Raw genomic sequence first — 10,559 nt, forward strand, 5'->3', positions numbered from 1 at the left:
AACAATGATCGATTATGCATGGCTCATACCGCTTTTCCCGCTTGTTTCGTTTTTTTTATTACTTATATTCGGGAAGAAAATTAGAGAAGGAAGCAGTGTACTTAGTATTTTCCTCGTCTTTCTCTCCTTTATATTTGCGGTACTTGTATTAGTAGAACGGTTTTCGAAAGTAGGATTGAAGCATAAGTGGGTATGGCTTAGAACGGGAGATATTGATATATCATTTGGCTTTGAAGTGACTGCATTAGGGGCTTTAATGCTGTTTATCGTTACACTTGTGAGTTTACTTGTACATGTGTATTCGAAAGGTTATATGAAAGGTGATGAAAGATTACCAACCTTTTATGCCTATTTAGGGCTCTTCACATTTGCAATGCTCGGGCTCGTTATATCACCGAATTTATTACAGCTTTATATATTTTGGGAGTTAGTCGGCCTTGGTTCATTTTTACTCATCGGTTTTTATTTCTTTAAAGAAGAAGCGAAGGCTGCTGCGAAAAAGGCTTTTATTATGACTCGTATTGGAGATGTCGGTTTATTTATTGGGATGATCTTACTTTTCTGGCATGCAGGTAGTTTTGAATATGACGCAATATTTAGGGCGATTCATACGGGGGATCTTACCCCTACGATGATTACAATAACAGCGATATTAATTTTTATCGGGGCGATGGGGAAGTCAGGTCAGTTCCCGCTTCATACGTGGTTACCAGATGCAATGGAGGGGCCGACGCCTGTTTCGGCACTTATTCATGCGGCGACGATGGTCGCAGCTGGCGTATATTTAGTGGCGACGATGTTTCCACTATTTTCAGCAAGTGCGGTGGCGATGCAGACGGTGGCAATCGTTGGAGCTTTCACTGCGATCTTTGCGGCTTCTATCGGTCTTGTTCAAACGGATATAAAGAGAGTGCTTGCTTATTCTACAGTTAGCCAGCTCGGTTATATGATGCTCGCATTAGGATCTGCTGGTTATGTAGCTGGTGTTTTCCATTTAACGACACACGCCTTTTTTAAAGCGCTACTATTTTTGGCGGCAGGAAGTGTCATTCATGCAGTGCATACGCAAGACATTAATAAAATGGGCGGTTTACAGAAGAAGATGAAAGTAACGGGTGCACTATTTTTAATCGGTACACTTGCAATTAGTGGGGTGCCACTCCTTTCTGGTTTCTTTAGTAAAGATGAAATTTTAGCGGTGACTTGGATGAATGGCAATTACGTTTTATTCATATTAGCAGTAATTGCAGCATTTTTAACAGCATTCTACATGTTCCGGCTCTACTTCCTTGTCTTTACTGGGGAAGTAAAGACAAAGGAAGATGTGCATGAATCGCCCCGCGTTATGACGTATCCGATGATCGTCCTTGGCGTTCTCGCCGTAGTGGCGGGTTATATGAATACACCATGGTTTGGGACATTCCTCGGGGATTGGCTTACGAAAGATGTAGCATTTAAAGTGCGAGAGGCACACGGACCAGTTTGGATTATGATCGTAGCGACTATCGTTTCCTTGGCTGGGATTGCTCTCGCATATTTCATATATGGCAAGAAATCTATTTCTAGAGATTGGGCTGGTGGCGATGGAACAGCTCTTTATAACCTTTTGAAAGAAAAATATTATGTGGATGAACTATACAATATGACGGTGCTCCCTATTACGAAGGGAATCGCCCATGTGCTTCGCTTATTTGAGGTGTATGTAGTCGAAGGAATTGCCGTTTTAATAGGGAGTCTAATTAAAGGGATAAGCGGACTCGGTTCTAGACTCCAAAACGGAAATGTACAAGTGTACGGCACTGTAACAGCTGTTTCACTTGCAGTACTCGTCATTATTTTGCTCTATACGGGAGGGGATTTACGATGAATGATTTGTTATTAACGTTCTTCATTTTTTCCCCGCTTTTAGGAATTCTCTTACTTGTATTAACGCCAAAAAAAGAATCGCGTACTGTGCGAGCGCTTGGTTTATTTGGGACGGCGCTTCCATTTGGAATCGCTATCGTCCTCGCTTGTACATATGCTTCTGGAAAGAGTTTGTCGCTATTCGATGAAAAAGTGAAATGGATTAAATTTGGGGATTTTGCAGCGGTGGATAAAAGATGGTTTTCCATTTATTACGAGCTCGGCATTGATGGTTTATCGCTCGTTATGATGGTGCTGACAGCCCTTCTAGCGATGCTTGCAGCAATTGCGGCATTTACTATTAAAAGAAACTTGAAAGCCTTTTATATGCTGCTACTCATGTTAGAAATAGGGATGCTCGGCGTCTTCGCTGCTCAAAATTTAATGTTGTTCTTTATCTTCTTTGAAATTACGTTGCCGCCAATGTTTTTATTAATTGGAAAGTGGGGGAAATTGTCGAGTGAAAAGGCTGCTTATAGTTATTTAATATATAACGGTATTGGCTCCGCTATTTTACTCATCGTTTTCTCAGTTTTATTTGCAAAAACAGGTACAACAAATATTACAGAGCTTAAAGAAATATTAACGAGTGTAGGTGCTGGGGGAGGAATGGCTGTCTCAAGCAGCTTACAGTTCGGTTTGTTTCTTGCCATAATGATTGCCTTTGCGATTAAACTACCCGTTTTACCGCTACATCGCTGGATGGTCAATGTGCATGTTGAAGCGCATCCGGCTGTAGTTATGCTTCATGCGGGCGTTTTACTGAAGATTGGGGCATACGGTATGATTCGTTTCGGAAAGGGGCTATTCCCGGAATACTTTCGCGAGTTTGCAATGCTTATTGCGATTTTAGGAGTCATTAATTTATTGTACGGAGCCTTCTTAGCGCTCATTCAAACGGACTTTCGGAAGGTGCTTGCTTACTCTAGTATTTCGCATATGGGCATCGTATTAATGGGCCTTGCGGCGTTAAATGCACCAGGTACACAAGGGGCACTATTCCAAGTTGTCTCTCACGGTTTAATTGCAGCCTTACTCTTTTTCTTACTTGGCGTTATAGAACAGCGCTTTGGAACGTCGGATATTACAGCGCTTGGCGGACTCGCAAAAAGTGTCCCGGTACTTAGCGGATTCTTCTTAGCAGGAGGAATGGCATCGCTTGGATTGCCAGGAATGTCTGGATTTGTTAGCGAGTTTCTTGCTTTTCTCGGTTTATTCCAAGGGGAGCCAGTCATTGCTGCAGTCGGTGTACTTGGCATCATTTTAACCGCTGTATACGTATTAAGAGCAACACTTCAAGTGACATTTGGTAAGAAAGAGTGGGAAGCGAAAGCTGATATACACGGATGGGAGTATGTCCCTATATTGCTACTTATCTTCTGCATTATTGCAATTGGAGTAATGCCAGAAATACTAGGGGATCCACTTCAAAATACATTGAAAACATTGGGGGTGAAGTAGGGTGGATATGAATACGTTACTTAGCTTATCATGGCATCTTATGGTGCCAGAATTCATTATTCTCGGAGCTGCCATCCTTCTTTCCATATGTGATTTGTTTTTTAAGTTGAATCATAGATATGTAGCGCTTAGTGCAATCGCAGCCGTCATATTAGCAATCGTGTCGTTAATCACGCTATACGATGAACCGACAGGAGATATTCTAAATGGATCGTTTGTGTTAGATGGGTTTTCAAAAGGGTTTAAAACGTTGTTATTAGGCGGAGCGGCCCTCATCTTATGCACCGCCATGAGCGATGATAAGAAGAATCCAATTGAAGATAAGGGAGAATATTATTACTTATTTTTAATGGCACTTCTTGGGGCTATGTTTATGGCTTCTAGTGTTGACTTCATTACACTTTTCGTCGGTTTAGAATTGCTTTCACTTTCTTCATATATTTTAGTAGGAATACGAAAAATGAACCGTGCGTCAAACGAGGCGGCCATGAAATATGTCATTAATGGAGGTATTGGCACGGCAATTACGCTCTTTGGAATGAGTTATTTATACGGTATTACAGGATCAACTAATATCGTGGACATGCAAAAAGTATTCGCAGGGGAGCTTGCTGGTGGTATTCAGTTATTGTTAGCTCTCGCATTTCTACTATTACTCGTTGGACTCTCGTTTAAAATTGCGACAGTGCCGTTTCATATGTGGGCACCAGATGTGTATGAGGGAGCGGCTACGCCTGTTACTGCTTTTCTCGGGACGATTTCTAAAATTGCTGGATTCTTACTCATTATTCGTCTGTTTCTCATGGTTTTTGCAAGTGTATCGGTGCAAGGAGACATGCAATCTTTATACGGACGTATGAGCATATACATTGCAGTACTAGCGAGTATTACGATGATTATTGGAAACGTAGTAGCGTTAAAGCAATATAACGTAAAACGCCTATTTGCCTATTCGGGAATCGCACATGCGGGGTATTTACTCGTTCCGCTTGTCGCATTATCGCCATTTGCGATGGATAGCATGTGGTTTTACATGCTTGCGTATATGCTGATGAATATAGGCGCATTTGCGATTATCCACGGCTTAATCTTACAAAGCGACAAAGAAAATATCACCATTTTTACTGGATTATATAAAAGGTCGCCATTTACAGCGATAGTAATGACGATTTTTATTTTATCGTTGGCCGGGATACCAGGAACAGCTGGTTTCATCGGGAAAATTAACATCTTTTTAGGTGCACTGCATGTAGAGCCAGCTCATTACGTACTAGCTTCTATTATGATGGGGACTACAGTCATCTCATTCGTATATTATTTCCGTATTCTACAGCAAATGTTTTTCCGGACGGGAGAAGTGGAAGAGAAAATTCGTTTGCCATTGAATATAAAGGTTGTTATGAGCCTTTGTGCAATCTCGATTGTAATACTAGGGATTATGCCGATGATTGGATACAATTTCTTTTATGAATATTTTCCATTAATGAAGGATTTCTTCTTCTTAGGGAACGTGGTACAATAGTGAAAATAAAAGGTGTGGAGTTGTTACTCTGCGCTTTTTATTTTGTGTGAATTACAATTGAAAATGCATGTAGGTATATGTTTTTTGAGAGCAAATTACGATGTGAAATGTAAGATGTTTATTTGTATTTGAAAAAGTGTGGCTCCTACTTATCATGGTATCGTTTTTATAGTATTTCGTAAGTAGTAGCTGGGTAAAAAGGGGTCGATTTTTTGGCACATCTTTTAGGGCAACAAGCACTGATTGCCATTGTTTCGCATTTATTGTTTATTACCATTACGTGGTGGGCCTTACAAGGTGTTCACATTGAGCGTTTAATGAAGTCTGGAAAAGTGATGCAGACGCGAGTGTTACTCATCCTAATTACAATTGCAATTGGGACATCTGTAAGTAACTTTTTCCTTGATTATTTAGGCTATTCAAAGAGTTTAACGTATTTAGTAAAGTAAGTGTATAGAACCTCATATCTCCGTTAACAATGGGGATAGGAGGGGATGAAATTGAAGCTTAAAGCCATTCTTATTGTTATGATAAGTGTTGTTTTATTTTTGGTTGGATATAGAGAGATGAAACCGATCAGCGATGAACAGAAAATGGAGAGCATGATTGCAACTTTAGAGAAAAATGATGCTAAAGTAGAGAAGTGGTCATGGTTAGCGCGAGAAACAAAAACAATTTCTAATATACATACGTTTCAAAAGTTGTTAAACGATGTGAAGGACAAGGCGAATATTCAAAAGTGGGAATTAGAGCAATCTCCAGATGGATATAAAGCTACATCCTATAAAAAGTTTTCTTCTTATGAAGAACGAGTAGTAGTAACATGGAGTAAGGAAAATACTAAAGAAAACACTTTCATTATTTTTGAAGTAAGCGGGGCGAAATGGGACCCGAAGTACATTCAGAAAACAAATAAAATTTTTAGTGAAAAACCTATAATTTACACTTGTGTTCAAGGTGTACTGAATGATAAGATTGAAGGTGTTTTGCAAAATAAAACCAATCAGTTTTTGAAAGATCTTTCAGCAAGAGCGATCGAACAGATAGAAGAAAGAGCATTTGTGTCAGTCTCCGCATACAATAAAAAGTGGGATGACGCTCTTTCAACAAATAGAGAGAAAATAAATGTGCAAATAGCAATACGTTCTACAGACAACAAAGATACAATTGTGGTTGGCACACCGATCATAACTTCTGAGTATTGAGTGAATAGATACTGAAAAAAGGACACGGAGGGGAATAATTTGGAAAAGATCATCGTCCGTGGCGGAAAGCGGTTAAACGGCACAGTGCGTGTTGAGGGCGCAAAAAATGCTGTATTACCTATAATCGCTGCAGCCCTATTAGCGAGTGATGGAAAGAATGTACTATCTGAAGTACCAGTTTTGTCTGATGTATACACAATTAATGAGGTATTACGTCATTTAAATGCTGAAGTCGTATTTGAAAATAACCAAGTAACAATCGATGCTTCTAAAGAACTAAACATTGAAGCACCATTTGAATATGTACGTAAAATGCGTGCATCTGTTCAAGTAATGGGACCATTACTTGCACGTAACGGCCGTGCTCGTATTGCACTTCCTGGTGGATGTGCAATTGGTTCACGTCCAATTGACCAACATTTAAAAGGCTTCGAAGCAATGGGAGCAAAAGTACAGGTTGGTAATGGTTTTGTTGAGGCATACGTTGAGGGAGAACTAAAAGGAGCTAAAATTTATTTAGACTTCCCAAGCGTGGGCGCGACAGAAAACATTATGTCTGCAGCTACATTAGCAAAAGGGACAACAATCCTTGAAAACGCAGCGAAAGAACCAGAAATTGTTGACTTAGCTAACTTCTTAAATGCGATGGGAGCGAAAGTACGCGGAGCTGGAACTGGAACGATTCGTATCGAAGGCGTTGATAAATTATATGGTGGAAACCACTCTATTATTCCTGACCGTATTGAAGCGGGAACATTCATGGTGGCAGCGGCAATTACTGGTGGAGACATCTTAATTGAAAATGCTGTACCTGAACATTTACGCTCAATTACAGCGAAAATGGAAGAAATGGGTGTTAAAGTTATTGAGGAAAATGAAGGTGTACGTGTTATCGGCCCAGATAAGTTAAAAGCGGTTGATATTAAAACTATGCCTCACCCAGGTTTCCCAACAGACATGCAATCACAAATGATGGCATTATTACTACAAGCTGATGGAACAAGTATGATTACAGAAACGGTATTCGAAAACCGCTTTATGCACGTTGAAGAATTCCGTCGTATGAATGCTGATATTAAAATCGAAGGTCGTTCTGTTATTATGAACGGTCCAAACAGCTTACAAGGTGCTGAAGTAGGCGCAACTGACTTACGTGCTGCTGCTGCATTAATCTTAGCTGGTTTAGTATCTGAAGGTTACACTCGTGTAACTGAGTTAAAGCATCTTGACCGTGGTTATGTAGATTTCCATAAGAAATTAGCTGCATTAGGTGCAACTATTGAACGTGTAAACGAAAAAGTAGAAGAAGTGAAAGAACAAGAAGTTTCTGATCTTCACGCTTAATTGAAATAGTCTCTACGTCTTTTGACGTAGGGACTATTTTTTTGGGTTATTACTGTTATAGTCAATAAATTCTATACTTATGCACGTACCAGTAAAAATATTTAGAAAATTTCCGTTTTAGCTGCTTCCCCCTTAAGTATGTTCTAAAAGGAAGAGTTGTTCCATAAGAATGAATGGAGTAAAGCTTTTGGATATTGGGGGAAATAAGATGAAATTTTCAAAGCCACTTTTTATCACAGTAGCGCTTCTCATAGCGCTCGTTATCATTGTACCTGCTGCTCTTGTTATTCCGTTTGCGAAAGCAAAAGTAGGGGAAGAAGCAGCTTCTAAAACTCCTCCAGCGATAGAAAGTATACCAGCTCCAGGGAAAGTGGATACAGCGGTTCAAGTTGCTGTATATCGTGAGAAACAGAAAAAGGTAGATACATTACCTATGGAGGAGTATGTGACCGGTGTAGTAGCTTCTGAGATGAATGCCAGTTTTGAAATAGAGGCGCTAAAGGCGCAGGCATTAGCAGCGAGAACATTTGTGGTACAGCGTATGCTAAGCGGAGGAAAGAAAAACAATGCGGACGTGACAGATACGGTGAAAGATCAAGTGTACAAAAGTAAAGAAGAATTGAAGAAACAATGGGGTAATAACTACGAAAATAATTTGAAGAAAATCGAAGAAGCTGTTTCGAAAACCGCAGGACAAGTTTTAACGTATGATGGAAAACCAATCTCAGCATCCTTCTTCTCAACGAGTAATGGCCGGACAGAAAATGCAGCTGATTATTGGGGAAATGATTATCCGTACTTAAAGAGCGTAGATAGTCCGTGGGATCAAGCCTCTCCAAAATTTACGAGCGAGCAAACCTTTACAGTAGCTGACTTTCAAAAACGTCTCGGTGTGAAGGTGTTGGCAGACGGGAAGGTTGGAAATATTAAAGATCTTACGGAAGGAAAGCGAGTAAAAGATGTAGCATTTCAAGGGAAAACATTAACAGGAAAGCAAGTTCGTGAAAAGTTAGATTTACGCTCTTCTGACTTCACATGGAAACAAGAAGGGGATAAAATCGTCGTTACAACGAAGGGATTCGGTCACGGCGTTGGCATGAGCCAATACGGAGCAAATGGTATGGCGGCGGAAGGTAAGAAATATACAGATATCGTTGCTCATTATTATAAGGGTGTCGAAATAAAGTCGATGAATGATTATGAAGGAAAGTTAATGGTGAAGAAGTAGGGGGAAAAGAGACCGTTCCAAGAGCTATGTTGGGACGGTTTTCTTTTGTTAGTAGATAGGTTCCTTGTCGAATCGTTGATATATTAAAAAATCGTCAATGTTCATCGATGACAGAACTCTGTTTAAGGGGCCCATGGATCGCTGGAAGCTATTATAAGGATGAACGTACAGAAGAATCAATGAAAGACGGTTGGCTCTATACAGGAGACATTGTCACGGTTGATTCGGAAGGATGTATTAAGATTGCTGATCGTACGAAAGATTTAATTAAAAGTGGAGGCGAATGGATTTCTTCCGTAGATTTAGAAAATGCTTTAATGTCACATGATAAAGTGTTAGAAGCATCTGTTGTGGCGGTGCTGCATGAAAAACGTCCCGTTTACTTGCGTTGTACTAAAAGAGGGACAAGCAGTAGAAAGAGAAGATCTGTATGCTTTACTAAAAGCAGAATTTCCGAAAACATCTGTAGGGAAATTCTTAAAGAGAGCGCTGCGTGATCAGCTCAAGACGTATGTAGAGCAAAACTAGAGAAGAAGGCTATCCTTTCATTTGGATAGCCTTCTTTTTATGATACTTCATAAAATATCTAAATCTTCCATTAATTGTTTGGTATAATAGGATAAAAAGTATTTGGGGGAGACAGAATGGCGTTATTGGAGTTGAGACAATTAGGGAAGACGAACCAGTTACCGGCAGTTGAACTGAAGGTTGAGAAGGGACAATGCGTTGTTTTGCAATGTAATAACCATACAGCTAAAGTATTGCACCGCATCATTATTGGTGAGGAAGAAGCTTCAACTGGCAACGTGCTATTTGAGGGAGAATCGATTGGAAAGAAAAATTATTCCCGCATCGGTTTTTGTTTTTTGAAAGATGAAGCATATGATCGTTTGAAGGTGAAGGAATACTTTAAGTTTTTAATAGGTCTTTATGAATCGAATATGAGTACGGAAGAAGTTGTACAATATGTCGGCCTTTTAGATAAGTTAAACGTTAAAATAGAAAAACTATCATTTTCAGAGAAACGCCGTCTTCATATCGGGCGAGTTATGGTTCATAATCCGGATTTAGTTATTCTAGAAGAGCCAGAGCAAAATGTAGATACAGAGAGCACGATTATTATTCGAAAAGCGATTATGGCAATGAAGGAGAAAGGAAAGGCGATTTTTATAACGTCATCCTTTCTATCGGACGCCCTTTCGTTAACAGAAGATGTATACATATTAAACAATGATGGTGTGAAGAAAATAGAAATCGAACAAGAAGAAATTGAAGAGGTGGATGAAGAAAAGGTTGTTCAAATGATTCCGCAAATGAAACTTGAAAGAATTCCAGCGAAAGTGAACGATAAAATCATTTTACTTGATCCGATGGAAATTCATTTTATTGAAACGCAAAACGGAGTGACACATATCCATGTGCGCGAAGGTGATTTCGTATGTGCATTAACATTAAGTGAACTAGAAGCGAGATTAACAGGGTTCGGGTTCTTTAGATGTCATCGCTCGTACCTTGTGAATTTACAAAGAGTACGAGAAGTCATTACGTGGACTCGTAATAGCTTTAGTTTAATTTTGGATGACGAAAGAAAAAGTTCAATCCCGCTTTCAAAAGGACGAATGGATGAATTAAAAGGTGTGATTGGGCTATAAAATTTGCTCCAGTAAGCTTAAAATACGATTCATTCACCGGTAAAAATACTCCTTTTACCGGTATTTTACTGCGTAACCCTTTTGTTTTTCATATGATTGAGTCAAGAAAAGCGAAACAAACAAACGAAAAGCGCTAAAGCGACTTTCATCTATAAAAAGAAAAACGTAACTACTCAGCTTTTTCAGACAAAAAAGCAGGCCAAATACATGTTTCCGATTTGAAAACATGAAAAAAAATACTC

Annotated in this window: 8 protein-coding genes and 1 pseudogene; all 9 read left to right on the forward strand. The window is 39.5% G+C overall.

The features are described 5' to 3' along the window. The first annotated feature begins 4 nt into the window (after positions 1-4). The 9 genes and pseudogenes from nuoL (at position 5) to JDS99_RS18005 (ending at position 10,317) form a co-directional block, all read left to right on the forward strand. Positions 5-1,867 carry an NADH-quinone oxidoreductase subunit L gene (nuoL, locus tag JDS99_RS17965; RefSeq protein ID WP_098857509.1) on the forward strand — a complete coding sequence of 621 codons (1,863 nt, stop codon included), beginning with the start codon at positions 5-7 and terminating at the stop codon, positions 1,865-1,867. After that, a complete protein-coding gene (locus tag JDS99_RS17970) occupies positions 1,864-3,366 on the forward strand; it encodes an NADH-quinone oxidoreductase subunit M (RefSeq protein ID WP_098857508.1) in 1,503 nt (500 codons plus the stop codon). The genes nuoL and JDS99_RS17970 overlap by 4 nt, the downstream gene beginning before the upstream one ends. Before the next feature lie 7 nt (positions 3,367-3,373). Beyond that, positions 3,374-4,888: an NADH-quinone oxidoreductase subunit NuoN gene (nuoN, locus tag JDS99_RS17975; RefSeq protein WP_199695447.1), complete on the forward strand. Its 1,515-nt coding sequence runs from the start codon at positions 3,374-3,376 to the stop codon at positions 4,886-4,888. A gap of 212 nt (positions 4,889-5,100) precedes the next feature. Beyond that, positions 5,101-5,337: a DUF1146 family protein gene (locus JDS99_RS17980; RefSeq protein WP_000940744.1), complete on the forward strand. Its 237-nt coding sequence runs from the start codon at positions 5,101-5,103 to the stop codon at positions 5,335-5,337. A gap of 51 nt (positions 5,338-5,388) precedes the next feature. Next, positions 5,389-6,093 (forward strand): YwmB family TATA-box binding protein, encoded by a 705-nt coding sequence (locus JDS99_RS17985; RefSeq protein WP_370513119.1) that lies wholly within the window; start codon positions 5,389-5,391, stop codon positions 6,091-6,093. A 39-nt stretch (positions 6,094-6,132) separates the two neighbouring features. Next, positions 6,133-7,437, forward strand: a complete 1,305-nt coding sequence (gene murA, locus JDS99_RS17990) for a UDP-N-acetylglucosamine 1-carboxyvinyltransferase (protein WP_000411269.1) — start codon at positions 6,133-6,135, stop codon at positions 7,435-7,437. A 208-nt stretch (positions 7,438-7,645) separates the two neighbouring features. Then, positions 7,646-8,665 carry a stage II sporulation protein D gene (gene spoIID / locus JDS99_RS17995; RefSeq protein WP_088064859.1) on the forward strand — a complete coding sequence of 340 codons (1,020 nt, stop codon included), beginning with the start codon at positions 7,646-7,648 and terminating at the stop codon, positions 8,663-8,665. Positions 8,666-8,772: 107 nt separating this feature from the next. After that, positions 8,773-9,193: pseudogene (locus tag JDS99_RS18000) on the forward strand (AMP-binding enzyme); the annotation flags it as partial. A gap of 116 nt (positions 9,194-9,309) precedes the next feature. Next, positions 9,310-10,317 (forward strand): LytTR family transcriptional regulator DNA-binding domain-containing protein, encoded by a 1,008-nt coding sequence (locus JDS99_RS18005; protein WP_088064858.1) that lies wholly within the window; start codon positions 9,310-9,312, stop codon positions 10,315-10,317. The last annotated feature ends 242 nt before the right edge of the window (positions 10,318-10,559 follow it).

Source organism: Bacillus cereus group sp. N6, from assembly GCF_016483705.1.
Lineage (GTDB): Bacteria > Bacillota > Bacilli > Bacillales > Bacillaceae_G > Bacillus_A > Bacillus_A wiedmannii.